Here is a 24,734-nt window from a genome sequence, read left to right on the forward strand (position 1 = left end):
CCGATCGCAGGCGCGGTCCCCGCGGCCGTGTCAGTCCTGGTCGAAGCGTCTGCGGTGGGCGATCACGTCGCGGGCCACGTCCAGGGCCGTGCGGCCGCGCGCGAAGGCGTCGCCCCGCAGCCGCGCGAGCGCCACGTCCGTGCCGACGCCCAGCTGCGCCATGATCATGCCGACCGCCTGGTAGACCTCGTCGTGGGCCGAGGCGAGACCGCTCAGCCAGGGCTCCGCGTCCTGCGCCCCGGAGTCGTCGCCGCGCGGCAGTGCCATCAGGGCGACGGTCATGACCCCGGCCACCAGCCGGGCCACGTACAGCTGGCGGTCGGTGAGCCCGCCGGGGGTGTCGCGGTACAGGTCGAGGGTGCCGACGCACACCGCGTCGCTGCCCAGCGGCACCGCGTACACCGCGCGGACCCCGGCCGCGGTGGCCTGCTGGGCGAAGACCGGCCAGCGTCCGGCGTCCCGGCCGCTCGTCAGGTCGCAGGCGAGCACGGGCGCCCCGTCCTCCAGCGCGCTCTGACACGGGCCGTCGCCCAGGGTGGCCTGGATCTGCGCCAGGTGCGCGGCCTGCGGACTGCTCGCGCTCAGCTGCACGGGCATCCCCTCGCTGCGCAGCGACACACTCGCGCCGGTCACCGGCAGCAGTTCGACGGCCACCGCGCACAGCCGCCCGGGCACCTCGCCCGGCTCGGCACCGCGCACGCCCCGGGCGATCACGTCGGCGGCCCGGACCCCGTCCAGGTCGAGGTCGCCGCCCCCCGGGCCCGGTGCGCCCGGGTCGTCACCCGTTGCGCCGTGGGGGTCGTCCCTGGGCCGCACGGCCACCGCCTCCTTCGATCACCGCGGCCTGCACATCACCGGACTCGCGGGCGGGCGCACATGCGGGACGGCCGGCCGCAGCCCGCCCGGCCCACCGGGGCCGGGCCCCGGCACTCGCCCGGAATGTGCCCCGACTACCCGTGGCGGATGCAACGAAACCCGGGCGGGGCCACGGCCGGCGGGGCCGGGCCGCCCGGCGTCCTGGCGCTCGTCAGCGCTGCTCGTAGGGGTTGCCCGGCTGCGGCACCGGCCGGACCGACGTGGCGTCCACGACCGGCGGCCAGGCGGCGTCCGAGCCGAGGGCGCCCTCGGGGTGCCAGGTGCCGGTGACCGACACCCAGGTGTCGACGGCCGGGGCGTCCGCGCCGCGCACCTCGGCCTTGGCGGTGCTCGCGTCGGCGGCGCAGCAGGAGACGAGGAGGCGGGTGACGTACCAGGTGCCGTCGGCGTCGCGGGTGACGAAGCCGGTGAGCCGGACCGTACGTCCCCGCAGGGAGTGGCCGCTGTCGTAGACCGCCCGGGAGCCGAACTCCCCGAGGGTGAGGTCGACCGGGTTTCCGTCCGGCAGCGCCGGAAAGGTGCCGACGCCCTGCGCCGCCCGCCGGGCCGCATCGCGTTCGGCACTGTAGGAACCGAGGGCGGGCGGCGGGAAGAGGAGCAGCGCGGCAGCGGGAAGAGCGAGCAGCCAGGCGACGCGGGGACCGTGGGTGTGCTCGTGCACGGGATCCCGGTCACCGTGCCGGCCGGCACCCCGAGCGGGGTCGTGTCCGGCGTCCCGGTGACCTTCGCGAACGGGGTCGCGGTCGGCGTGCCGGCGGTCGTCGTCGGCGGTCCGGGCGTGGGCGGTCCGGGCGGTCACCCCCGCCAGCAGCACCAGCGCCGCCCCCGACACCACCAGGTAGGGCCGCAGGCCCGGCTGGACGTAGCGCAGGTACAGGTCGCTGAAGAGGGACACCCGCAGGATCGCCGCTCCCACCAGCGCGAGCAGCACCGCCGGTCCGTAGCGCCTCACAGCAGCCACCACCCCACCAGGACGCTGCTGCCCACCGCCACCACCCAGGTCGCGGCCGAGAACCGCACCGCGAAGGACCGGCCGAACGTGCCCGCCTGGAGCGCGATCAGCTTCAGGTCGACCATCGGCCCGACCACCATGAACGCCAGTCGCGCGGTCGGCGAGAAGCCGCTCAGCGACGCCGCCACGAACGCGTCGGCCTCGCTGCACACGCACAGCACGACCGCCAGCAGCGCGAGCAGCAGCACCGACAGCCAGGGCGAGCCGGTGAAGACCTCCAGCACGGACCGGGGCACGACGACGGCGAACGTCGCCGCGGCCGCCGCGCCCACCACGAGGAAACCGCCCGCGTGCAGGAAGTCGTGCTGGAGACCCGCGGCGAAGGCACGCGCCCCGCCACCGGACCCGGGCCCGGCGCTGCGCCGCGGCAGCCGCAGCCACTCCTGTCTGCCGAACCGTGCCCACAGCCAGCCCATCGCCACGGCCGTACCGAGCGAGGCGACCAGCCGGCCCACGACCATCGCGGGCTGCCCGGGGAAGGCGATCGAGGTCGCCACCAGGACGACGGGGTTGATCGCGGGCGCCGACAGCAGGAAGGTCAGCGCGGCGGCCGGGGCGACGCCCCGCCGCATCAGGCTCCCCGCCACCGGTACGGACGCGCACTCGCAGCCGGGCAGCACCACTCCGGCCGCCCCCGCGACCGGCACGGCGAGCGCCTCGCGGCGCGGCAGCAGCCGGGTGAAAACCCGCTGCGGCACGAACGCCCCGATCGCGGCCGACACCACCGTGCCCAGCAGCAGGAACGGCACGCCCTGGACGGTGATCGCCGTGAAGACGGTCCACCAGGCGGCGACCGGCGGGGTGTACAGGTCGAGCGCGACCAGCGGCCCGAGCACCGACCCCACCGTCACCACGGCGATCAGCGCGGCGCCCCCGAGGACGGCGTACACCAGCGCCCGCAGGCCCAGCCGTATGCCGTCGGCCACCGTCCGTTCGTTCTCCACGCGCCCCGCCCCGGTCGTTCACGTCCCGCGAGGAGGCTAACCCGCACGGCTGTGCGAGGACCGCGGTTCCGCCCGGCGGGGGCTGAGCCGGGGCCGTGTCCTCACAGCGGGGGCTGTGCGGGGGCGGGTCCGAGGGTGGTGGTGCCGGGGGCCGTGCGGTGCCCCAGGCCCGTCCGGTAGGCGTCCAGGGCGGCCTCCACCCGGCCGGTGCGCCGCAGCAGGTCGCCCAGCAGCCGGCACAGGTCGGCCAGGTCGCCGGCGGCTCCGGCCCGTTCCAGCAGGCTCAGGGCGCGCACGTAGTGCTCCTCGGCGTCCTCCGTGCGGCGGGCGTCCTCGGCGATGATGCCGAGCAGCCGGTGCGCAGCGGCGGCGTGCACGGCGCCCCGCTCGGGGGACAGGTGCCCGAGCACGTCGTGCAGCAGGGCCGCGGCCTCGTCGGACCTGCCGCGCTTGTGCAGCACGTCGGCCAGCTCGACGGCGACCTGGCTGCTGTAGAGGGCGGCGCGCTTGGCCGTCAGCATGCCGAGGGCCTCGCGCAGCTCCTCCTCGGCGCGCTCCAGCTGCCCGTCCTGGGCGTAGACGTAGCCGCGCATCCAGTGGCAGTTGGCGAGTTCCGTGCGGATCTGCAGGCCCCGGTACAGCTCGGCCGCCTTGGCCAGCGAGGCGTCGGCCTCGGCGAGCCGTCCCTCGGCGACCAGGGTGCGGGCGACCGAGCGGTGCATCCGGGCGACCAGGGCCGGGTCGCCGGACTGGGGGGCGAGCGCCAGGGCGAACTCGGCCGCCTGGGCGGCGCGGGCGTGCGCGCCCATGTCCATGTACGGGCCGATGGCGCTGGCGTAGAGCAGCAGCAGGGCGTCCGGGTCGTGCAGGCCGCCGCGGTTGAGTTCGTCGAGGGCGGTCTCCAGCAGGTAGACGGCGTACCGGAGTTCGCCGGCGAGGTAGTGCGCGACGGCCCGGCCGCGCAGGGCGGGGACCCGGGCGGGCAGCGGCGCGCCGGCCAGGCAGGCCTCGGCCCGCTCGAAGTACTCCCGGCCCGGCTCCAGCTCGCCGGTCTCCAGGGCGCACTCGCCGAGCCCGAGCAGGGCGGCGGACCGCTCCTCGGTCAGGCCGTGCGTCTCCGCCTCGGCGAGCAGCTCGGCGTACTGCGCGGCCGCGGCCTCCGTCTCGCCGACGGCGAGGGTCCGCTGGGCCTCGGTCAGCCGCAGCCGCAGCTCGGTCACCAGCCGCGCCGAACGCCCGGTGGCGAGCTCGTCGAAGGCGACGCCTAGCCGGCCGGCGAGATGGCGCAGGGCGTCGTCGGAGGGCCGCACCCGGCCCGACTCCAGGGTCGAGATGTAGGCGGGGGTGTACACGGGCTCCGCCAACTGCCGTTGCGTCAGTCCCCGTTCGACCCGCAACCGCTGCACCCGGCGACCGATGGTCCCCGGGTCGTCACGCTCCCCCACGCCCGCTCCCCCCACGTCAACTCCCCCTGCGCCTCTTGCCGTTCGGCCTGGACAGCCCCTAGGTTAAACGGAGTGTTAAGCCGAATTGTCGAAGACGCTTAATACGCTGCCGCCGTAGTCGCCGCCCCTGTTGCGAGGTCGCCGTGCTCGAACGCACACGCACCGCCGAGCGGTACGCCCGAGGCTTCGCCGCCGCCCTGGTCGCCATGGCCACCCTGCTGCTGGCGGCCAACGCCGGGCCGGCGCAGACGGCGGACGCCCGGCCTCCCCGCCCCGCGACCCCCGTGACGGACTCCGGGGCGGCCACAAGCCACTGACCGTCGGGCTGTGGCACCCCGGACGTCCGTGCCGGCCGGTCACGATCACGGCACCGGCGGCATCGGGTCCGCGACGGAGGCGGGCAGGACGGTCCGCTCGGGCGGGCCGGGAACGTCCCGCGGGGGCAGCCGCAGGTAGGCGGTGATCTGCTTGCCCGAGGCGCGGGGTGCGACGGCGACCCGGTGACTGACCTTGTGCACCAGCCGCCAGCCGTGGCCGCCGAAGCGACGCGGGTCGGGCGCCCGGGACGCGGGCCGGCCGGGGGAGGTGTCCCACACGGTGATGGCCAGGTGGTCCCCGGAGAGCCGCAGGGCCATCCCGCAGGGTCCGGGCGCGTGCTTGACGGCGTTGGTGACCAGCTCGCTGATCGCGAGCTCTGCGTCCTGGACGGTCGGGGCCGGCATCTCGGTGCGGCCGGTTCGTGCGGCGTGGGCGAGGACGGCGTGCAGGGCACGGCGCGCGTCGACGGAGCGTGCCGAGCCCTCGGCCCAGGCCACGCCGTAGTGCAGCGTGGCGTGCGTGCCTGGGTCCTGCGCATCTGCCGCCTGATTCCTAAGCGGGATGGCCATGCGGACTCTTTCGTTGTGGTCGCCGTTCGGCGGCTTTCCGCGGTGCGTTTACCCGGCCACCGGCCGGCCACACGGCGGCGGCGTGCTCAAGGTGTCTCGGTCTGGTCGTCCCGGATTTTGCGGGCGACGTCGCGGAGCTTGACGTTGTGGTGCTGGGAGATGCGGCGCAGCACGGCGAAGGCGTCGTCCTCGCTCATCCGGTGGCGTTCCATGAGGATGCCCATCGCCTCGCCGATGGCGTGCCGGGTGTCCAGGGCGTGCTCCAGCTGGTCGATCGTGCGGGCACCGGCCAGGGCCACGGCGGCGTGCGAGGCGAGCAGCCAGGCGGCCGTCTCGATGTCCTTGTCGAAGGTCCCCGGCCGGCGGGCGTACAGGTTCAGCGCGCCGAAGTCCTCGTCGTCGGCGTAGAGCAGCACGCCGGTCATGCTGCCGATGCCGAGCTCGCGGGCCGCCGCCGCGTAGCGCTCCCAGGTGGGCTGGGGCCGGGTGAGGTCCGCGATGCGGTAGACGCGCTCGCCGTCCTTGCGGCGGGCGAGGTCGAAGCAGGGGCCCTCGCGCAGCTCGCCCTGCAGGCGGTCGGACTCGCGGACCATGTCACCGCAGGCGGCCAGGGTCACGGCCCGGCCCTTGCGCACGGCGAGGATCCCGGCCGCGTCGCACCCGTCGACCAGCCGGACCGCCGCCGCGGCGATCTCGTCCAGGGTGGCCTGGACGGAGTCCTGGGCCAGCAGGTCCCGGGCGAGCAGCGCCATCCGCTCGGCGTACTCACGCCACTCCACCGCCACCACCGCCTCGTCCCGGTCCCGGTCCCGGTCACAGTACCTCCGTGACCTTGCGGGAACAGGCCGCCGGAGCACGGCCCGCGGCGCGGTCAGGTCATTCGGTGGCCCGCGGGACACACGGCGCTGTCGGGCGCGATCCAGGCCCGGCAGTAGGGGCAGGAACGGATCCGGGCCAGGGAGGTCAGGGCCGGCTGCACCGCCCCTCCCACCGTCCGCTTCGCCCGGCACGACACCACGGTCAGTCTCCTCAGCAGCAGACCGGCGACACCGGGCACGCCCACGTCCTTCCCTCCGGCGGGGCACGGCCCGCACACACTCCACGCTCGCTCACGTGTTCCCACTCGCGCGCCGTCCACACCCGTGAGGACGTCAGCCGGGCAGCAGTTTCCGCAGGGCCTCGTCGAGGTTCTCCGCCACCTGGGCGTCCCCCGGCCGTCCTGGCCCGTACAGGGCGTCCAGTTCGGTGACGAGGGTCCGGGTGACGGCCCCGTACAGGGGCGTGCGCGGGCGCTGCACGGCGCCGCGCAGGGCGGGGAACAGGATGTCCCGGGAGTAGCTGACGCCGTCCAAGCGGTCGGGCGCCTTGAGTTCGGCGCTCTCGCCGGTGGGGGACGCCGACGGGCTCGCGGTGAACGCGGAGGCGTGGCGGCACTCGGGGGAGCCGCCGGGATCCTCGTAGGCGGAGGTGCGGGTCGCCGCGAACCCGGCGCGCAGCAGACAGCGCTCGCTGTCCGGGTCCGTCAGGAACGCGATCAGCTCGGCGGCCTTCGCGGCCCGCTGCTCGGACGCCGAGGAGGTGACGGCCAGGTTCTGCCCGCCGAGCACCGCCTTGCCGGGCAGCCGGGCCACCCCGAGGTCCTCCCCGAACCTCTCGTACAGCACCGGGTAGACGTACGGCCAGTGCCGCAGGAAGGTCGTGCGGCCCTCCGCGAAGGCGCTGAGCGATTCGGCCTCACGGGACGCGGAGGCCTCGGCGAGCATGTACGGCGGGGCCGTCCGCTCCCGCAGTTCGGTCACCCCCGCGGTCAGCTCCCCCACGTCGGCGGTGTACCGCCCCTCCTCGTCGGTCAGCTCGAAGCCCGGGACGGCCGAGGCGAAGGCCTCGACCGCGTTGACCGTCCGGCCCTCGTAGGCGGCGAGCTGGGTGGTCCAGCCGTCCTCGTAGTGCCGCGGCCGCGGGCGGTCGTTGACGGCGTCGATCAACTCCCGCAGCTCGCTCCAGGTCACCCCGCCGCTCAGTTCGGTCCGGGAGGCACTGGCGTCCCGCAGGTGGTCCTTGCGGTAGTAGAGCAGGCCCACGTCGCTGTTGAACGGGACCGCGTACCGCTCGCCGTCCCAGAACGACGTCGCGTCGACGGACCGGATGAGGTCCGCGGGCTCCTTCACCGCCGCGCCGGTCAGCGGGCGGATCAGGCCGGCCTCGGCGAACTCGGGGATCCAGGTCACGTCCAGGTTGACCACGTCGTACTCGGCGCTGCCGGACTGGAGCGCGCCGAGCAGCTGGCTGCGCTGCTGGTCGGCCGAGCCGGGCAGCTCGACCAGGCGGGCCCGGTGGCCGTGCTCCCCCTCCCGGGCGTTCCAGGCGTCGATGAGCTGCTGGCGGACCCCGTTCTTGCCGGTGACGTCCTGGCCGCTGGCGACGACGATCCGGGGCGGGTCGGCGCGCGGCGGCTGCTGCCCCGCGTCGCCGCCGGTGCAGGAGGCGAGCGCGGCCAGGGACAGCAGCGACAGCGCGGCGGCCGTCAGGCGGCGGGCGGCGGGCCCTCCTCGTGATCCTGTCATTCCTCCCCCGTTCCGATGCGGGCGACCTCGTCGTGCAGGGACGGCACCAGGTCGTCCCCGGCGTCCAGGCAGCGGCCCCGGCCCGCCTCGGCGATCCGGGTGGCGGGACGGCCCTGGTCGCAGCCCGCGCTGCTCAGGGACACCATGGCCACCGGCACACCCGCGCCCGCGGCCCGGTCGAGCACGTCCTGCAGCGCCCGGCCGGTCAGGCGGGTGTCGTCCTCGCCGTCGGTGAGGTACACGATCAGCTGCGGCCGCTCGTCGTCCGCGCCGCGCTCCGCCATGAACTCCAGGGCGTCCAGCAGGGCGGCGGCCGGGTCGGCCTCCGCGTCCCGCCACCGGCCGCCGTCGAGGGCCCGCTCGGCGTCGGCCCGCTCGTGCGTCCCGAAGCGCAGCAGCGGCGTGTGGGTGCGGCCGCCGACGCCGTGCACGGCCCACACCCCGTACTCGTCCTCCCCGCCGAGCCCCGGCAGGGTCTGCTTCAGGATGCCCGGGCCGCCGCTGTCGCCGTCCCACCGGCCGGCCATGGAGCCGGAGCTGTCGAGGAGGTACAGGACCCGGCCGGGCCCGTGCGCGTTGGCGTACCGCTCCAGCGCCCGGTCCATGTCCGGGGCTCTGGCCGGTTCCGCCGGGCGCACGGACGCGGTGAGGCCGTCCGGCACCTGCCGTGTGCCGAGCAGACGGCGCTCACCGGTCGCGGACCGGAAGCCGTGCTCCCCGAGGACCGCCAGGCCGCCCTCCCCGGTCAGCCAGGCGCGGAAACGGTCCACCGCGTCGTCGCGCGCCTCGGCGTCCCGGTCGCCGTCCTCCCAGCGCACCCGCACGAACGCCGGCTCCAGACCGGGTACGTCGTCGGGGTAGGCGGCCACACGCGGGGCGCGGGTGGCCGGGTGACAGCCGATGCCGCTGCGCAGCAGGAACTCCGGCACCAGGGCCGCGCTGCGGTCGTCCACAGCGTCGTCGGCGGGCAGCGCGCACAGCAGCCGCACGGCCGACGGCTCGGGCTGTCCGGCCCGGGTGACGCGCTGCTCGGCGCCCCGCGCGTCGGCCCGCTCGCCCTGCAGACCCAGGGTCGCCAGCAGGGCCGCGTCGGTGAACTCCGGGTCGGGGCGGCGCAGTTCGGCGCGGGCGTCGGCCTGTTCGAGGGCGGTCACCAGCTCGGACAGGGACCGTCCGGTCGGTTCGAGACCGGCGTCGAGGGCCTTCGGCACGGCCAGGACGACCGGCGAGTACGCGATCGTCCCGGCCGCGGGCTCCAGCCGGGCGAAGACCCGCTCCTCCCCGGCCGCGACCCCGTTGACCCGGTCGACGTCGGCGCGGGTCGCGGGGATCCACACGTCCGGCTGCGGACCGATGTCCCGCTGCGGGTTGTCGTCCTCCCGCGGCTGCTGCCAGGCGTCGGTCCGCTCGCCCAGCGCCCGCACCACATCGGCGGCGCCCGCGCTGTTGACCGTGACGCCGCTGCGCCGGCAGCCGTCGCCGGTGGTGTTGGCGGCCGAGGCGACATAGGCGTCCGCGGCCGCCCGCAGCGCCGGCTCCAGATCGGGATCGGTGAGGACACGCACCTCCAGGGAGGGTGCGCACGGGCGCGCTTCGCCGACCAGGGCGAAGAGGCCGTAGCCACCGGCGCCGGTGGCGACCAGGGCCAGCAGCAGGGTCAGCGCGGTCCTGCCGAGCCGGTCGGCGGCGGCCCGGAGGCGCTTGCGCAGCCGCGACAGGTACGGGCGGATCGGCTTCGGCGGGGGCGGGGGCGGAGGAGGCGGGGGCGGGACCGGACCCGCGGCCAGCAGGACGTCCGCGTCCGGGTTCCACGGCGGGGCCAGCGCCTGCGGCTTCTGCCGGTCGTTGTCCTCAGCCTCGTACCCGGCGTCGGCCATCCGCTGCTTCAGCGCGGGGTACAGCGTGGACAGCCACACCGGCCCGCCCTCGTCGAGGACGCGCACCAGCTCCCGGGTGAACGGCGTCGCCACGTCCGCGTCCCCGCCCAGGATGCAGCGGTTGGGCTGCACGCTCATCAGGAGGAGGATCTTCTCCTTGCTCTCCGGCGGGGCCTCGAAGCGGTGCCAGATCGCCGCCGCGTTGCCCGCGTAGCAGCAGTCCAGGACCACCAGCACCTTCTCGGCGCGGCTCTCGGGCGCGCAGAGCTCGCCCAGCACGCCGGCGAAGCTCACCGCACCGGGCAGCTCCTCGCCCGCGACCACCCGCGCGGTGCGCATCTGAAGGTGCAGCTTGTGGGTGGAGGTGTCCGTGACGACGGCGTGCCCGGCGAAGTAGAGGAGCAGCAGTCCCTCGGTCTCGCGGACGGCGCGGCGCAGTTCGCTGGTGAAGTCGTCCGGGGCGGGCGAGGCGAGCACCCTGATCTCGCCCGCGCGGAACACCCCGCCCCGGTGCAGTGCGTCCTCCAGGGTCCTGCGGTTGTGGAGCACGGCGGGGAGCTGGCCCGACACGCCCTGCGGATCCGGTGCCGTGTGGTCGTACTCGGACACGCCGGCCAGCAGCGCCCTGTTCCGTCTGCCGCGCGGGTCGAAGCGGCTCACCGGACTACTCCCCGTCGGGGCCCAGTGGGCGTATCTCCGTGTCGGGTTCGCCGCCCTGGAGCCTGCGGCGGTTGTTCTTCCAGGTCTTCACGGCCCGGTTGGTGTACTCGGTCAGCGCCACGACCGTCGCCACGTCGCTGAGCAGTTGGAGCACGAGTTCGATGTCGGGCCCCAGGCGGCCCTTCTGCCCGTCCGTCCGGGTCCGCTCCTCGATGCGCAGCTGCTCGCCGGAGATCAGGTCCTCCAGCGGTTCGTCCCGCTCCAGCCACGCCTTCAGGGCTCTGACATCGTCCGCGGTCGCGCCGTCACCCAGCCGGACGCGTACGCCTAAGACAGCCACTTGGTCCCCCTCTGTCATGACGGTCATCATGACACCGGGTCAGGCCCCGGCGGCAGACCTGTGACATGACCTGCGCCGGTGACTGCACGCCCCCTTCACGCCAGGCGCACACGGCGCACGCGTGCTCAGCCCTGGGTCTGCAACTGCCGCAGCTGGCGCTGCACATGGTCCAGCGCCCCTTCGCGCCGGCCCGGCACCCGGCCCCGCAACGCGGCGAGCGCGGAGCCCAGTTCGCGGGCGCCGGCCGGGTCCCGCACCTGGCCCCACTGGTGGTGGGCGCGGTCGGCGGCGGCCTCCACGGCGGGGGAGTCCGCCGCCTGCCCGGCGTTCAGCCGGAGCGTGGCGACCGTCAGCCAGGTGCGGCAGCTGCGGGCCGCGTCCCCGGCGAACATCGCCAGGTCGGCCCGGACTTCGGCCCAGTGCAGGGCCTCCTCCGAGGCCGGGCCGTGCGCGGCGACGGCTGCCTGCTCGTACCGGGCGGCGAGCGCGTCCGCCTCGGAGTGCCGGCCGGACTGCACGGCGGCCGTGAGGGCGGCGTGCGGGTCCCCCGCCGCCGGGCCGGGCGTGCTCAGCACCAGGTCCGTGCCCGCGCTCTCCGGGGCGATGCGGGCCAGCGCCTGCTGGTGCAACTCCTCGGCGGGCGGCCGGAATCCGCTGCGCAGGATCGTCGCGACGGCCTTCATGTACGCGGGCGCGGCGACCGTGCGCCGGGACGGGGGCGGGGCGATGCGACCGTGAACGGCGTTGCCGCGGCCCGCGTCCAGCGGGGTGCCGCGCAGCAGTCCCCAGGTCTCGGCGTCGGCGTGCAGGTCGAGCAGGAGGGTGGTGGCCCCGGCCGGCCGCAGCCGCAGTTCCTCCCGGAACCAGTGCCAGGGGAAGGCCGTGTAGCGGACGGTGGAGGGGGTGGTGCGGGCCAGCGCCAGGTGGGGCAGGCGCTGGCGGCGGTCCAGCTGGAGCTGCCCGGTGACGTAGACGGTGAGCGGGCCCGGGGCGGCCGCGGCGGCACGCAGGCGGGTCAGGACGGCCTGCGGCTCCAGCGGATCGGCCAGTTCGACGACGTTCGCGGTGTCCGTGCCGGACAGCACGGCGGGCGGCACGGCGGCCAGGACGGGGAGCACGGAGGCGGCGTCGACCAGACGCCCCTTGCCCACCGGCGAGGCCGCCAGCAGCAGCACGGTCCCGGGCATCGTCCCTCCCCCTGTGTCGATCACGTACGGCAGCACCGTAACCGCTGCGGCTGCAAAGGGAGGCCCCAGCACCGCAAACGCCCGCCTTCGGGTACTTCGCCCCGGGGCCAGCGCCCAACACCCTCAGGGGCGCGGGGAACTGCGCGCCCGGCCACGACGAGCCCCGCACCCCGCCGCCCCCACCAGCCCCTCCACGGACCCGACACGGCGCCCGGAGCAGGGCCCAACACCCTCAGGGGCGCGGGGAACTGCGCGACCAGCCACCACGAAACCCGCACCCCGCCCCCCACGGCACCCCTCACGGCGCCCCCGCCGGCCCCTCCGGCGCGGCTCGGCGGCGGCGGACCGTGAAGATCGTCGTGTCGTCGGCGAGGCGGCCGCCGCAGTGCCGCAGGGTGCCGTCCCGCACCAGGGCGGCCAGCCGGGCCGGCTCGGCCGCGCCCGGGTCCTCGGCCACGGCCCGGGCCACCTCGCGGGCGAGCGCGTAGAACGCCCCGGTGCCGTCCCGCGCCTCCGTCACACCGTCGGTCACCAGCAGCAGCGTCTCGTCGGCGGCCACCCGCACGCGCCGCGCCCCGGGCGGCCCCGGTCCGAGGTCCCCGAAGCCCAGCGGCAGCCCCGCCCCGGCCGGCAGGGCGCGCACCCCGCCCGGCCCGACCGCGAGCGGCGGCTCGTGCCCGAACACCAGGACGTCCACCGCCTCGCGGTCGTCGTCGGGGAAGCCGAGCAGGACGGCCGTGGCGAACCGGTCGCCGTCGGAGCGGCCCAGGGCGACCGTGTGCCCTCGGTGCCGGATCATCCGCGTCTCCAGCCGCTCCGCGACGGTCGTGAGGCCGGCCTCGTGGTACGCGGCCTCCCGGAACGTGCCGAGCAGCGCGGCCGCCGCCTCCACGGCCCCGAGGCCCTTGCCCTGCACGTCCCCGACCAGGACGCGGGTGCCGTGCGGGCCGGGCTGGATGTCGTAGAAGTCGCCGCCGACGCGGGCCTCGGCGTCGGCGGTGAGATAGACGCCGGCGTGGTCGAGGCCGCCCCAGCCCGGCGGCAGCGGGCGCAGCACCGTGCGGCGGATGGTCTCGGTGACGGCGCCCATGCGCAGCACGCGCCGCTCCTCGCGCACCCGGACGACGCAGGCCAGGGTGGCGAGGATGCCGCCGAGGGCGACCAGGACGAAGTCGGCGAGTCCGGCCTGGTACTCGTGCGGCCAGGCACCGTCCACCACGACGTACGTCACCAGCGACGCCAGGGCGAACAGGGCCGTGCCCCACACCCCGCAGATCGCGGCGGCGATGCCGGGCACCAGCACGATCCAGGAGATCATGCGGAACTCGCCGGTGGTGTGGTAGTCCGCCACGGCGATGGCGACGAGCAGCACCAGCGGCGGCAGCCAGGCCACGCGGTGCCCGCGCAGCCGCAGCAGCTCCTGCCGCCGCACGGGGTCCCGGCCGCCGGCCTCGGGGTACTGGTCGAGCGGGCCGTGCCCCCCGCGGTGGCGCCTCACGGGCCCAGCGAAACACGGGGCCGGGCGGCCCGCATCCGGTCGGCGCGCGCCGCCGACTTGCCCACGGCGCCCCGCCGGTGTGCCCTGGAGACCAGGGCAGGGACAGAGAGGAGAGCTGTCATGGCTCACGCGGCACCCGCCTCACGCAGGATGACCACACCGCGGCGCAGGCCCGACGTCTTCAGTGCCCGGACCCACGCGGCGGCGGCGGTGGCGCTGCCCGTCGTGCTCGGGCTGATCTACGGCTTCTGGGCCGCGGCCAACCGGCGTCACGGCGGGCCCATCACGGGCTGGAACCTGCTGTTCGGCTTCCTCACGGCGCTGGTCTTCGCGGTGGTGTTCGCCGCCGTGTGGCGGCTGGCCCCGCGGCTGCGCCGCGAGCTGCACGCGCTGGCCTGGTTCGCCTTCACGGGCTGCGCGATCGGCTTCCTCGTCAGCCAGTCCGGCGAGTCCGTCCTGAAATCCGCCGGGGTGGGCCTGGTCGTCGGGGTGGGGGTCCTGCTGACGATGTTCTACCGCTACTACACCCACGAGGACGCGGAGGGCCACCGGCTGGACTGACCGCCCCGCACACCGCCTCCGCACCCCGACCCCGCACACCGCCCCGGTCGTCGGGCCGGGGCGAGCGCGCCCGCGGCGAGCAGGGCCTCCCGGCCCGGAGGCACCGCCCCGGAGGCACCGCCCCGGAAACACCGCCCGGAAACACCCGTTCGGGTGAGGGCCCCACCGGCGGTCGGAACACCCGGGTCCGGATACTTTCCGCAGGTGGGGCGTCCGTCCGGCCGCGGCGGGTGGCCCGAATGCAGTCGTCCCGCTCGCGCCCCACGCCCGGCGGGCCTTGCCTGGAAGGGTGCCCGAGACGGACCGGGCGCCCGTCCCCGCGGCGGCGCCCCCACGCGCGCGGAACGCCCTGTCGGCCGTTCTGCTCGCCCTCGCGTGCCTGCTGGTGCCCTTCGGCGCGCTGGCCTCCTGGGCGGCGCACGGGCCGGCCGACACCGGCCGCTGGGTCCGGACCATGGCGCCGCTCGCCGACGACCCGGACGTGCGGGGCGCGGCCGCGGACGCCCTCGGGGACGGCGTCCTGCGCGCTGCGGGACCCGAACTGCCTGGCAGCGCCGGGCCCTTCGTGCACGACGCGGCCCGCTCGTTCACCCGGACCGAGGCGTTCGCCACGGCCTGGGCCGCCTCGAACCGGGCCGTCCACGCCGCCGTGCTGCGCGCCCTGCGCGCCGACGCACCGGCCGCCCCGGTCACCGTCGACCTCGCACCCGTCGTCGACCGGGTCAAACACCGACTCACCGAGGACCACGTGCCCTTCGCCCACCGCATCCCGGTCACGCACACCCGCGTCCCGGTGCTCCCGGCCGGCGACGTGGACCGACTGCGCAAGGGGTACCAGGTGCTGGACGCCGCCTCCTTCTGGCTGCCGCTCGCCGCGGCCTGCTTCGCCGTCGCCGGGATCGCCGTCGCCGCGTGCCGCCGCCGCGCGGTCACCGCCCTCGGCCTCGGCACGGCCCTGGGCGGGGCGCTGCTCGTCCTCGCCGTGGCGGTCGGCCGCCGTCTCACCCTCGCCGACCTGCCCGACGCGTTGCGGGGCCCGGCCGCGGGCGCCGTCTACGACGCCCTGACGGCCACCCTGCGCACGGTGTCCTGGCTGCTGTGCGCCCTCGGCCTCGCGGTGGCGCTCGGCGGGTGGCTCACGGGCCGCTACGGTCCCCGGCTCGCCGCGCGGCGACGCGCGCGAGGGTCCGCAGGGCCCGCCGCAGATCCGGCTCCGGAGCCGACGCGAGCCCGAGCCTGACCGCGTCCGGCGTGTGCCCGGGGGCGACCGCGAAGGCGGGCCCGGGCGTGACGGCGATGCCGTGCGCCGCGGCGGCGGCCGTGAAGGTGTCGGCGCGCCACGGCGCGGGCAGCTCCCACCAGGCGAAGTAGGCGTGCGGGTCGGACCGTACGGCGAACCCCGCGAGCTCCTCCGCGAGGATCCGCTGCCGCCGCCCCGCGTCCGCCCGTTTGGCCGCGACCAGCCGGGCCACCGTCCCCTCGGCGGCCCACCGCACGGCCGCCTCCAGCGCGAACCGCCCCGCGCTCCAGCCGCCCGAGCGCACCGCGTGGGCCACGGCGCCCACCCGGTGCGGCGGCACGACGAGGAAACCGACGGTGAGCCCGGGGGCGACCCGCTTGGAGAGCCCGTCGACGACATGGGTGAGGGCCGGGGCGTGGGCGGCGAGGGGGACACCGGGCTCGTGCAGGAACGACCAGATGCGGTCCTCCACGACCGGCAGGTCCAAGTCGCCGAGTACCTGCGCGAGTTGCCGCATCCGGGGTCCGCTCGTCGTCAGCGAGGTCGGGTTGTGCAGGGTCGGCTGCACGTACAGGGCGGACAGCGGTGCCGTGCGGTGCGCGGCGGCGACGGCGTCCGGCAGCAGCCCGGCCGGGTCGCCCGCGAGCGGCACCAGCGTGATGCCGAGCCGCGCCGCGATCTCCTTGACCAGCGGATACGTCAGCTGCTCCACACCGACCCGGCCACCCGGCCGGACCAGGGAGGCCAGGACGGCGGCGATGGCCTGACGGGCGTTCCCCGTGAACAGCAGCCGTTCGGGGCCGGGGCGCCAGCCCGGCGTGGCGAGCAGGCCGGCGGCGGCCTCCCGGGCCTGCGGGGTGCCGGTGGCGGCCGCCGGTAAGAGCGCCTCGGCCAGCACGTCGGGGCGCAGCAGCGGGGCGAGCACGGGCGCGAGCAGCTCCGGCTGGCCGGGCGCGGAAGGGTAGTTGAGTTCCAGGTTCACCGGTGCGCCGGTCACGCCGGACTCGACGAGGGCCTGTCCCGCCGGCCCGTCCGGGGCGGCCCGGACGAACGTGCCGCGCCCGACCTCCCCGACGACCAGCCCCCGCCGCACGAGTTCGCCGTACACCCGCCCGGCTGTCGACGGGGCGATCCCCCGCCTGCGGGCGAACACCCGCTGCGGCGGCAGCCGTTGGCCCGGCTTGAGCCGTCCGCCGGCGATGTCCTCGGCTATCCGGTCCGCGATGCGCCGGTAGTCACCCATCGGTCGGCCTCCCCCTCGCTCCCCTCGGATTGCACCGAGAGCAAAGATCCTATTGCACCGAGTAGTTGGGCCTGCCTAGGGTCGACGCATGGCACCCTTCCTCGCATATGAGGACAAAGGCCCCGCATCCTCCCGGCAGCCCCTTGTCCCCCCGACTCCCCTGGTCCTGGTCCACGGACACCCCTTCGACCGCACCATGTGGGCCCCGCAGCTGGAGACGTTCGCGGCGACCCGCCGTGTCGTCGCCCCCGACCTGCGCGGCTACGGCGCCTCCCCGGCCACCCCGGCCCTGCGGGACTTCTCCGGCTTCGCCCGGGACATCGAGGCCCTGCTGGACGAGCTGGGGGTGGACTCCTTCGTCCTGGCGGGCCTGTCCATGGGCGGCCAGATCGTCCTGGACTGCTACCGCCTGTTCCCCGAACGCGTCCGGGGGCTGGTCCTCGCCGACACCTCCGCCGCCCCGGAGACCCCCGAGGGCGTCCGCGCCCGCGACGCCATGGCGGACCGCCTCCTCGCCGAGGGGCTGCGCGGCTACGCCGACGAGGTCCTGGAACGGATGGTCGCCCCGTACGCGTCCGCCGAGGTCAAGGCCCACGTCCACGGCATGATGACGGCCACCTCCCCCGAGGGCGCCGCCGCGGCCCTGCGCGCCCGCGCCCGGCGCCCCGACCACCGGCTCCTGCTGCCCCGCGTGCGCGTCCCGGCCCTGGTCGTCGTGGGAGCCGACGACACCTACACGCCCGTCGCCGGCGCCCGCGCCCTGCACGCCGCCCTGCCCGACGCCACGCTGCACATCGTCGAGGGCGCCGCCCACCTGCCGAACCTGGAACGCCCCGAGGTGTTCGACACGGCACTGGAGGCGTTCCTGGCCCGCGTCGACGCCCGGCAACCTTCCTCCGCCCCACCCCGTCTCTGAGGGAGAATCCGGACATCCCCCTCACGAACGGAGCCGGGACGTGGACACCGCCGCTGCCGAGTGGACCGCCACCGACGACGGGCCGGAGCACCGCCCGCCCGGGCGGCGCCTCGCCGCCTGGTGCGCCGGCCTGCTGTGCGCGGCGGTGAGCGTGGTCGTCGGCTTCCGCATGGCCGACAGCGACGGCATCACGCCCGTGCCGCAGTTCCTCGCCTTCCTCCCCTGGCTGCTCGTGCCCACCGCCCTGGCCCTGCTGCTCACGCTGCTGTCCCGCTGGTGGACCGGCACGGCCTGGGGGGTCCTCCTGCTCGGCCTGCTGGCCTGGTACATCGAGCCGTACGGCACGAGCGACGACCCCACGGGCCGTCCCGTCGCCGAGCTGCGCGTGCTCACCTCCAACGTCGAGTTCGGCCAGGGCACCGGCTCCCTGGTCGCGGCGGTCCGCCGCGAGAAACCCGACGTCGTCTTCGTCCAGGAATGCGACCACGCCTGCGACGCGCAACTGAAGGCCGACCTCGCGCGGGACTTCCCGCACCGCCGGGCCGTCGAGGGCGGCGGCTCCGAGGGCTCCGTCATCCTCAGCCGCTTCCCGCTGACCCCCACGGCCGGCGTCCGCGGCACGATGGGCATGCCCGGGGCGGTCGCCGACGTGGACGGGCACGCCGTCCGGCTCCAGCTGGCCCACCCGATGCCGCCGCTGCCCGGCCAGGTCGACCTCTGGCGCCGGGAGCTGGCCGGACTGCGCGACGCGGCCGCGGCCGACCGCTCCACCCCCCTGATCCTGGCCGGGGACTTCAACGCCTCCCAGGACCACGCCGCCTTCCGCCGCATCCTCGACACGGGCCTGCGCGACGCCTCCCGCCTGGACGGCGCCGACCGCACCGCCACCTGGCCGGCCCCCACGGCTCCGACCCTCGGCGTGCAGATCGACCACGTGCTGCTCTCACGCCACTTCGCGGCCGACCGCACCCGGATCCTGGACCTGGCGGACACGGACCACCGGGCGGTGGTCACGGACCTGACGCTGCACGCGCCCCGGTGACGGTGAAGGTGCCGGCGAAGACGACGGCGAAGGTGACGCGAAGGGGGGCGCCCCCACGGACGCCCCCCTCTCCACGCTCTCGCCGCGCCGGTCCGGTCCGGTCCGGTCAGACGCCGATGTCGCAGCCGTCGGCACGCCACACGGACACCACGGCCGGGCGGACGTACGACCCGGGCCCGTCGGGCCAGGTGCTGGCGGGCTTCTCCACGGACGCGCCGTCGATCTCGCCCGGGTGCTGCACGGCGACCAGGACGCGCCGCTCCTGGATGATCGGCCCGCAGGTCTCGGCGCCCTTCGGCACGGTCAGGAACTGCTTGAGCTCACCGCGCCGCTCGCCCCGGGTCGCCACACCGAACAGGCCGTCGTGCGAGCCGAGCTGGGCGCCGTCGGTGGAGATCCACAGGTTGCCGTAGGGGTCGAAGGCGACGTTGTCCGGGCAGGAGATGGGGCTGACGCCCTCCTTGGGGAAGCCGGCGAAGTAGGTCGCCGGGTCCTCCGGGTCACCGGCGACGAGGAACAGCGACCAGGCGAACGTCGTGCTCTCCGGCCGGTTCCAGCGCTCGGTGAGCTCCAGGACGTGCCCGTGCTTGTTGGCGTGGCGCGGGTTGGCCTCGTCCGCCTTGGGGTTGGAGCCGACGCCCCGGTTGGAGTTGTTGGTGAGGGCGACGTAGACCTTGCCGGTGACCGGGTTGGGCTCGATGTCCTCGGGCCGGTCCATCTTCGTGGCGCCGACCTTGTCACCGGCGAGCCGCGTGAAGACGAACACCTCCTCCGCGCTCATCCCCTCGACGTGCGAGACGGCTCCCCTGGCGGTGGCCGTGGCCAGCGGGATCCACTGGCCGCTGCCGTCGAACTCCCCGTCGTTCGGGAGCTTGCCCGTGCCGTCGATCTCGATGGCCGGGGAGTCGCCGGTGAGCTTGGCGACGTACAGGGTGCCCTCGTCGAGCAGGGAGAGGTTGTGCTCGCGCACGGACCGCGAGGTGCCGTGTTTCATCCGCTTGCTGCTGACGAACTTGTAGAAGTAGTCGAACCGCTCGTCGTCGCCGGAGTACACGACGGGACGGCCGTCGTGCGTGAGCCGCACGGTCGCGGCCTCGTGCTTGAACCGCCCGAGAGCGGTGTGCTTGCGGGGCGTGGAGGCCGGGTCGTACGGGTCGAACTCCACGACGTAGCCGAACCGGTGCACCTCGTTGGGCTCCTGCGCGACGTCGAACCGCTTGTCGAACCGCTCCCACTTGCGCTCGGTGGCCCCGGTCCCGATGCCGTACCGCTTGTCCGTCGCGCGGCTGCTGTTGGCGAAGTACTGGTTGAAGTTCTCCTCGCCGTGCAGGGTCGTGCCCCAGGGGGTGACGCCGCCGGAGCAGTTGTTGAGGGTGCCGAGCACCTTCGTGCCGCTCGGGTCGGCGGAGGTCTTCACGAGGTCGGAGCCGGCGACGGGCCCGGTCAGCCGGAACTCGGTGGTGGCGGTGACGCGCCGGTTGAGCTGGTGCCGGGAGACGGCGGTGAGCCTGCCGCTCCTGCGGTCCTCCTCCACGACGACGGCGGACAGCCCGTGCGCGGCCCAGGCGATCTCGACCTGCTCGCGGGTGGGGTTGGCGGCGTCGTACCCGCGGAACATGAGCACCTCGTCGGTGTACTCGTGGTTCGCGACGAGCAGCTGCCGGCCCCGCTCGCCCGGCAGCGGGAGCAGCGCGAGGAAGTCGCAGTTGTACCCGAACTGCCCGGCCTGCGCCTTGGCGCTCTGCTTCTCCGGGTCGAAGGCGGGAGCACCCCGCAGGATCGGCTCGCCCCACCGGATGACGACGTTCTGGCGGTAGCCGTCCGGCACGGTCACGGCGTCGGCGGTGTTGGGCGCGACGGGCGCGAAGCGCAGGCCCCGGGCCCCCTTCGTCCTGCTCCGCGCGGCCTCACGGGCGGCGGCGGCCGGGACGGCGCCGGCCTGCGGGGCCTGCGCGACACCCACGGCGCCCGCTCCCGCGGCGGCCACGGTCACCACGGCCGCGGCGCGCATCATCGAACGGCGGCTGAGGGCACCGGCGATCACGTCGCCGACGTACTCGTTGGAGCTGGTGTTGGGCACCTCGTGGAAGCAGGCGTCACCACACCGGAATCGACAGGTCATGGCGGACCGGCCGCCAGGGTGTGAATCGGACGGCGTTCCGATCAACGGCAGCAGCTTGCGCACTGTGTTCTCTCCTTGGATGCCCTGGGTGTCAGCGTGACCGTAGGGGCACATACGTGCGGGAGCCGGGCGCCCCGATGAACAACGAGTGAACCCGTGGCTGCCGTACGGGGGTTGCACTCCTTCAGCCCGGCGACACCTGAGCAGGCCGGATGTTCCCCTTGACAGCGGGAATCCCGCCCAGCAGACCCTGCCCAAGATCACCCAGGAGGGCCGCTAACCTTACGTGTCCGTCCTGGCCAGGGATTGACGGGCTTCAACTCACGCGAAGGGTTGCGCGCACATGGGCATTCTCACTCGGTTGCGGAACGCGTTCGGACGGTCCCGCAAGTCACGGACCGCCGAGGCGGAGGGTGCGGCGCGGACGACGGAACCGACGACCACCACACAGGCACCGGCCGAGCAGCCCTCCCCCACGGAGGCGGCCGAGCCCCGGGTCCCGTCCCCCTCCCCGGAACCCGACCCCGCCCCCACGGCGACCGTCCCCGAGCCCCGCGACGAGCACGACCTGGTGTCGCTGGCGTTCGACAACGTGACGGTGCCGCGTCCGACGCGATCGGGTGAGGAGCCGTCGCCCGCACCGCGGAAGCGGGAGGAGGAGACGCCGGAACCGGCGGACGGATCCGAATCCAAGCCGGTCAGGGAAGCGGTGGTTGCCGAGCCGGAGGCTGCCGAGGAGCCGAAGGCCCCGGAAGCGGAGCACGTCGAGGAGCCGGACATCGCCGACGAGCCCACCCCGGCGAAGCCGGCGGCGGCCGAGGACCCGGTGATCGCGGAGAAGCCCGAGCCCACGGAGGCGCCGGAGGCGGAAGCCGAGGTCGAGACCGAGACCGACAAGCCCGCGGAAGCGGAGCCGAAGCCCGAGCCCACGGAGGAGCCGACGCCCACCGAGGCACCGAAGGCGGCCGCGCCGCAGACGGAGGTCCAGGCGGAGGCAAAGGCTGAGGCACCGGTCACGGAGCCGGAAGCCGAGACCGAGACCGAAACCGACAAGCCCGCGGAAGCGGAGTCGAAGCCCGAGGCGACGCCGGAACCGGCGGCCGAGGCCGACGAGACCCCCGAACCAGTGGCCGCCGACGGCGACGAGGCCCCGCAGGGACCGCCGGCACCGGACGACGAAACCCGCACGGGTGCCGACGAGGCCCCCGAACCCGCGGCCGCCGACGGCGATGAAGCCCTGCAGGGGCCACCCGCACCCGACGACGAAAGCCGCACGGGTGGTGCGGGTGGGGACGACACGGCCGAAGGCGAAGCCGAGGCCGAGGCCGAGCAGCCCGGCCCCGAGGCCAAGCCCGCCCTCACCCTCGCTCAGCTCAAGAACGCCGCCCCCGCCCTGGCCACCGCCTACCGCGCCGCGGCCACCACCCTCAAGACCCACTCCCTCACCGGCACCCGCGCCAAGGTCTACCTCGTCCTCGACCGCTCCGCCTCCATGCGCCCGTACTACAAGGACGGCAGCGCCCAGGCCCTCGCCGAGCAGACCCTCGCCCTCGCCGCCCACCTCGACCCCGAGGCCACCGTCCCGGTCGTCTTCTTCTCCACCGAACTCGACGGCACCGGCGAGCTCACCCTCACCGACCACGAGGACAAGATCGACACCCTGCACGCCTCCCTCGGCCGCATGGGCCGCACCAGCTACCACGCGGCGGTGGAGGCGGTCCTCGCCCACCACGACAAGGCGACCGCGGACACCCCCGGCCTGCCGGCCCTGGTGGTCTTCCAGACCGACGGCGCCCCCGACGCCAAGACCCCCGCCACCCAGGCCCTCACCGACGCGGCCAAGACCCACCCCGCCGTGTTCTTCTCCTTCGTCGCCTTCGGTGACCCCGAGAACAAGGCCTTCGACTACCTCCGCAAGCTCAAGACCCCCAACACGTCCCACTTCCTCGCGGGCGAGACCCCGCGCGAGCTGACGGACAAGGAGCTCTACGAGGGCGTACTCGCGAACTGGCGCCCGTAGACGTACCCCGCGCTCGCACAGACCCGCAGACCCCTCAGCCCCCTCGGGGGGTGGACGGCGCCCCCACAGCCCGTCCACCCCCCGAAACGCGTGTGAGTCGATCTTCAGCCGCCCAGTAGGATTTCGACCATGGCGGCCACTGGATCCGAGAAGCAGGGGGCGAAGGCGTACTACGTCTCGACCCCCATCTACTACGTCAACGACGCTCCTCACCTGGGCCACGCCTATACGACCGTCGCAGGCGACGTGCTCACCCGCTGGCACCGTCAGCGCGGCGAGAAGGTGTGGTACCTCACCGGCACGGACGAGCACGGTCAGAAGATCATGCGCACGGCCGAGACCAACGGGGTCACCCCCCAGGCGTGGGCCGACAAACTCGTCACCGAAGCGTGGAAGCCGCTCTGGGAGCACCTGGAGATCGCGAACGACGACTTCATCCGCACCACGCAGAAGCGGCACACCGACCGCGTCCAGGAGTTCGTCCAGGACCTGTACGACAAGGGCGAGATCTACAAGGGCGGCTACGAGGGCCCGTACTGCGTCGGCTGCGAGGAGTACAAGCTCCCCGGTGAGCTCCTCGACGGCGAGGGCGAGTACGCGGGCCAGAAGCTCTGCCCGATCCACAAGAAGCCGGTCGAGATCCTCAGCGAGGAGAACTACTTCTTCAAGCTGAGCGAGTACGGCGAGAAGCTCCTCGCCCACTACGAGGCGAACCCCGGCTTCATCCAGCCCGAGTCCGCGCGCAACGAGGTCGTGAACTTCGTGCGCCAGGGCCTGCAGGACCTGTCCATCTCCCGCTCGACCTTCGACTGGGGCATCCCGATCCCGTGGGACGACAAGCACGTGATCTACGTGTGGGTCGACGCCCTGCTGAACTACGCCACGGCGGTCGGTTACAACGAGAACCAGGCGAAGTTCGAGGAGACCTTCCCGGCCGACGTCCACCTGGTCGGCAAGGACATCCTCCGCTTCCACGCGGTGATCTGGCCCGCGATGCTGATGGCGCAGGGCCTCCCGCTCCCCGGCAAGATCGCGGCCAACGGCTGGCTGATGGTCGGCGGCGAGAAGATGTCGAAGTCGAACCTGACCGGCATCAAGCCGCAGGACCTGACCACGCACTTCGGCGTGGACGCCTACCGCTGGTACTTCCTGCGCGCGATCGCCTTCGGCCAGGACGGCTCCTTCTCCTGGGAGGACTTCTCCGCCCGGTACACGAGCGAGCTGGCGAACGACTACGGCAACCTCGCCTCCCGCGTCGCGGCGATGGTCGGCAAGTACTTCGGCGGTGAACTGCCGGCGTCGGCGGCCGACGGCGAGGCGGAGGAGGCCATCCACGCCGGCCTGGCCAAGGCCGTCTCGGAGGCCGACCGGCGGATCGGCGAGGAACTGGACTTCCAGGGCGGCATCCTGGCGGTCTTCGACTTCGTCAAGCAGGTCAACGGCTACATCACCGAGCAGGAGCCCTGGAAGGTCGCCAAGGACACGTCCGACGAGGGCCGGGCCCGCCTGGCGACGATCCTCTACACGGCCGCGGAGTCCCTCCGGGCGGTGGCGGTCCTGCTCAACCCGGTCATGCCGGAGACGTCCCGGAAGCTCTGGGAGTCGCTCGGCGCGGAGGCCTCCCTCGGGGCCCTCGCCGACCAGCGGATCCAGGAGGCCGGTGACTGGGGCAGGCTCCCGGCCGGCACGACGGTCACCAAGGGCGCCGTCCTCTTCCCGCGCCTGGAGGAGAAGCCGACGGCGTAACAGCCGTAACACGCTCGCTACAGCCACGCGCCCGGGAGAACGAGGACCTTCTCCCGGGCCCGTCGCTTTGCGAAGATCGCGTGAGGAGCGGCGCCAAGGCCGCCGCCACACACACGGGGGGACCACCCATGGCACTGTTCGGCAACGCCCACACCGTCGACCCGGCCTCCGCCCAGCAGGACTACGCCCGCCTCCTCGGCCATGGCGAACAGGTCCACGCCGCGTTCCTGCTGATCCGCGACACGATCCTCTTCACCGACCGCCGCCTGATCCTCGTCGACAAGCAGGGCATCACCGGCAAGAAGGTCGAGTACCACTCCGTGCCCTACCGCAGCATCACCCACTTCTCGGTGGAAACGGCAGGCACCTTCGACCTGGACGCAGAACTCAAGATCTGGATCTCCGGCACCCCCACGCCCCTGCAGAAGACCTTCACCAAGGGCGTCGACATCTACGAGGTCCAGGCGATCCTGACCCAGTTCGTCGCGCGCTGACGGTCATGGGCCCGGCGAGCAGCGCTGATCAAAGCCGAAGGGCGCCCGGGGAGACCCCGG

General features: G+C 74.6%; 22 protein-coding genes. 8 read left to right on the top strand and 14 right to left on the bottom strand.

The genetic code is table 11. The features are described from left to right. Positions 1–30: 30 nt before the first annotated feature. From ACIGAQ_RS21740 to ACIGAQ_RS21755, 4 genes are all read right to left on the bottom strand, one after another. The gene (locus tag ACIGAQ_RS21740) at positions 31–822 is read right to left on the bottom strand and encodes a GAF and ANTAR domain-containing protein (protein WP_394814259.1); all 792 of its coding nucleotides are present in this window, start codon (positions 820–822) and stop codon (positions 31–33) included. A 205-nt stretch (positions 823–1,027) separates the two neighbouring features. Continuing rightward, the gene (locus tag ACIGAQ_RS21745; RefSeq protein ID WP_399785889.1) at positions 1,028–1,828 is read right to left on the bottom strand and encodes a TIGR03943 family putative permease subunit; all 801 of its coding nucleotides are present in this window, start codon (positions 1,826–1,828) and stop codon (positions 1,028–1,030) included. Next, positions 1,825–2,832, bottom strand: coding sequence for a permease (locus ACIGAQ_RS21750; RefSeq protein ID WP_311682408.1), 1,008 nt, complete (start codon positions 2,830–2,832; stop codon positions 1,825–1,827). The genes ACIGAQ_RS21745 and ACIGAQ_RS21750 overlap by 4 nt, the downstream gene beginning before the upstream one ends. A 101-nt stretch (positions 2,833–2,933) precedes the next feature. Next, the gene (locus tag ACIGAQ_RS21755) at positions 2,934–4,277 is read right to left on the bottom strand and encodes a tetratricopeptide repeat protein (RefSeq protein ID WP_311682409.1); all 1,344 of its coding nucleotides are present in this window, start codon (positions 4,275–4,277) and stop codon (positions 2,934–2,936) included. Positions 4,278–4,420: 143 nt separating this feature from the next. Between ACIGAQ_RS21755 and ACIGAQ_RS21760 the strand changes: the two genes are divergently transcribed. After that, entirely contained in the window at positions 4,421–4,594 is a 174-nt protein-coding gene (locus ACIGAQ_RS21760; protein WP_362276099.1) for a hypothetical protein, read from the top strand. 45 nt (positions 4,595–4,639) lie between these two features. Here ACIGAQ_RS21760 and ACIGAQ_RS21765 read toward each other — a convergent pair whose 3' ends face one another. The 8 genes from ACIGAQ_RS21765 to ACIGAQ_RS21800 all read right to left on the bottom strand — a co-directional run bounded on the left by ACIGAQ_RS21765 (position 4,640) and on the right by ACIGAQ_RS21800 (position 13,290). Next, positions 4,640–5,164: an ATP-binding protein gene (locus ACIGAQ_RS21765; protein WP_399785135.1), complete on the bottom strand. Its 525-nt coding sequence runs from the start codon at positions 5,162–5,164 to the stop codon at positions 4,640–4,642. Positions 5,165–5,250: 86 nt separating this feature from the next. Next, positions 5,251–5,916 carry a GAF and ANTAR domain-containing protein gene (locus ACIGAQ_RS21770; protein WP_399785892.1) on the bottom strand — a complete coding sequence of 222 codons (666 nt, stop codon included), beginning with the start codon at positions 5,914–5,916 and terminating at the stop codon, positions 5,251–5,253. Positions 5,917–6,035: 119 nt separating this feature from the next. After that, on the bottom strand, positions 6,036–6,221 hold the full coding sequence (locus ACIGAQ_RS21775) for a hypothetical protein (RefSeq protein WP_399785138.1): 186 nt from the start codon (positions 6,219–6,221) through the stop codon (positions 6,036–6,038). 94 nt (positions 6,222–6,315) lie between these two features. Next, positions 6,316–7,728, bottom strand: coding sequence for an extracellular solute-binding protein (locus tag ACIGAQ_RS21780; RefSeq protein WP_399785141.1), 1,413 nt, complete (start codon positions 7,726–7,728; stop codon positions 6,316–6,318). Then, positions 7,725–10,265 (bottom strand): substrate-binding domain-containing protein, encoded by a 2,541-nt coding sequence (locus tag ACIGAQ_RS21785; protein ID WP_399785143.1) that lies wholly within the window; start codon positions 10,263–10,265, stop codon positions 7,725–7,727. Before ACIGAQ_RS21785 ends, ACIGAQ_RS21780 begins: the two co-directional genes overlap by 4 nt. A gap of 4 nt (positions 10,266–10,269) precedes the next feature. Continuing rightward, complete coding sequence (locus ACIGAQ_RS21790; protein ID WP_311682422.1) at positions 10,270–10,605, bottom strand: hypothetical protein; 336 nt, start codon at positions 10,603–10,605, stop codon at positions 10,270–10,272. A 125-nt stretch (positions 10,606–10,730) separates the two neighbouring features. Continuing rightward, on the bottom strand, positions 10,731–11,792 hold the full coding sequence (locus tag ACIGAQ_RS21795) for a hypothetical protein (protein ID WP_399785146.1): 1,062 nt from the start codon (positions 11,790–11,792) through the stop codon (positions 10,731–10,733). A gap of 298 nt (positions 11,793–12,090) precedes the next feature. Next, entirely contained in the window at positions 12,091–13,290 is a 1,200-nt protein-coding gene (locus tag ACIGAQ_RS21800) for a PP2C family protein-serine/threonine phosphatase (protein ID WP_399785149.1), read from the bottom strand. A gap of 120 nt (positions 13,291–13,410) precedes the next feature. On the opposite strand from ACIGAQ_RS21800, the gene ACIGAQ_RS21805 reads away from it, so the two are divergent. Both ACIGAQ_RS21805 and ACIGAQ_RS21810 read left to right on the top strand, forming a co-directional pair. Continuing rightward, entirely contained in the window at positions 13,411–13,851 is a 441-nt protein-coding gene (locus ACIGAQ_RS21805; RefSeq protein ID WP_311682426.1) for a hypothetical protein, read from the top strand. 289 nt (positions 13,852–14,140) lie between these two features. Continuing rightward, the gene (locus ACIGAQ_RS21810) at positions 14,141–15,091 is read left to right on the top strand and encodes a hypothetical protein (RefSeq protein ID WP_399785152.1); all 951 of its coding nucleotides are present in this window, start codon (positions 14,141–14,143) and stop codon (positions 15,089–15,091) included. On the opposite strand, the gene ACIGAQ_RS21815 is transcribed toward ACIGAQ_RS21810, so the two are convergent. Further along, positions 14,988–16,334: a PLP-dependent aminotransferase family protein gene (locus ACIGAQ_RS21815; protein ID WP_399785155.1), complete on the bottom strand. Its 1,347-nt coding sequence runs from the start codon at positions 16,332–16,334 to the stop codon at positions 14,988–14,990. The two genes, ACIGAQ_RS21810 and ACIGAQ_RS21815, sit on opposite strands and share 104 nt — an antisense overlap. 88 nt (positions 16,335–16,422) lie before the next feature. Here ACIGAQ_RS21815 and ACIGAQ_RS21820 point away from each other — a divergent pair, with 88 nt between their 5' ends. Beyond that, entirely contained in the window at positions 16,423–17,250 is an 828-nt protein-coding gene (locus tag ACIGAQ_RS21820; RefSeq protein WP_399785158.1) for an alpha/beta fold hydrolase, read from the top strand. Between the two features lie 40 nt (positions 17,251–17,290). After that, positions 17,291–18,292: an endonuclease/exonuclease/phosphatase family protein gene (locus tag ACIGAQ_RS21825; RefSeq protein ID WP_399785161.1), complete on the top strand. Its 1,002-nt coding sequence runs from the start codon at positions 17,291–17,293 to the stop codon at positions 18,290–18,292. A gap of 106 nt (positions 18,293–18,398) precedes the next feature. On the opposite strand, the gene ACIGAQ_RS21830 is transcribed toward ACIGAQ_RS21825, so the two are convergent. Beyond that, positions 18,399–20,477, bottom strand: coding sequence for a PhoX family protein (locus ACIGAQ_RS21830; protein ID WP_399785164.1), 2,079 nt, complete (start codon positions 20,475–20,477; stop codon positions 18,399–18,401). Between the two features lie 280 nt (positions 20,478–20,757). Here ACIGAQ_RS21830 and ACIGAQ_RS21835 point away from each other — a divergent pair, with 280 nt between their 5' ends. From ACIGAQ_RS21835 to ACIGAQ_RS21845, 3 genes are all read left to right on the top strand, one after another. Further along, the gene (locus ACIGAQ_RS21835; RefSeq protein WP_399785167.1) at positions 20,758–22,434 is read left to right on the top strand and encodes a VWA domain-containing protein; all 1,677 of its coding nucleotides are present in this window, start codon (positions 20,758–20,760) and stop codon (positions 22,432–22,434) included. Between the two features lie 129 nt (positions 22,435–22,563). Beyond that, the gene (gene metG, locus ACIGAQ_RS21840; RefSeq protein WP_399785170.1) at positions 22,564–24,180 is read left to right on the top strand and encodes a methionine--tRNA ligase; all 1,617 of its coding nucleotides are present in this window, start codon (positions 22,564–22,566) and stop codon (positions 24,178–24,180) included. Positions 24,181–24,308: 128 nt separating this feature from the next. Next, positions 24,309–24,674, top strand: coding sequence for a PH domain-containing protein (locus ACIGAQ_RS21845; RefSeq protein ID WP_351350218.1), 366 nt, complete (start codon positions 24,309–24,311; stop codon positions 24,672–24,674). Positions 24,675–24,734 lie beyond the last annotated feature (60 nt).

Origin of the sequence: Streptomyces sp. NPDC085932, assembly GCF_044540525.1 — a bacterium.
GTDB lineage: Bacteria > Actinomycetota > Actinomycetes > Streptomycetales > Streptomycetaceae > Streptomyces > Streptomyces levis.

What these genes read in the sequence shown, in the direction of transcription:
- ACIGAQ_RS21835 (WP_399785167.1), top strand. Translation starts at nt 20,758, where the DNA reads ATGGGCATTCTCACTCGGTTGCGGAACGCGTTCGGACGGTCCCGCAAG.
- ACIGAQ_RS21795 (WP_399785146.1), bottom strand. Translation starts at nt 11,792, where the DNA reads ATGCCCGGGACCGTGCTGCTGCTGGCGGCCTCGCCGGTGGGCAAGGGG.
- ACIGAQ_RS21805 (WP_311682426.1), top strand. Translation starts at nt 13,411, where the DNA reads ATGGCTCACGCGGCACCCGCCTCACGCAGGATGACCACACCGCGGCGC.
- ACIGAQ_RS21815 (WP_399785155.1), bottom strand. Translation starts at nt 16,334, where the DNA reads ATGGGTGACTACCGGCGCATCGCGGACCGGATAGCCGAGGACATCGCC.
- ACIGAQ_RS21770 (WP_399785892.1), bottom strand. Translation starts at nt 5,916, where the DNA reads ATGGCGCTGCTCGCCCGGGACCTGCTGGCCCAGGACTCCGTCCAGGCC.
- ACIGAQ_RS21765 (WP_399785135.1), bottom strand. Translation starts at nt 5,164, where the DNA reads ATGGCCATCCCGCTTAGGAATCAGGCGGCAGATGCGCAGGACCCAGGC.
- ACIGAQ_RS21780 (WP_399785141.1), bottom strand. Translation starts at nt 7,728, where the DNA reads ATGACAGGATCACGAGGAGGGCCCGCCGCCCGCCGCCTGACGGCCGCC.
- metG (WP_399785170.1), top strand. Translation starts at nt 22,564, where the DNA reads ATGGCGGCCACTGGATCCGAGAAGCAGGGGGCGAAGGCGTACTACGTC.
- ACIGAQ_RS21820 (WP_399785158.1), top strand. Translation starts at nt 16,423, where the DNA reads ATGGCACCCTTCCTCGCATATGAGGACAAAGGCCCCGCATCCTCCCGG.
- ACIGAQ_RS21845 (WP_351350218.1), top strand. Translation starts at nt 24,309, where the DNA reads ATGGCACTGTTCGGCAACGCCCACACCGTCGACCCGGCCTCCGCCCAG.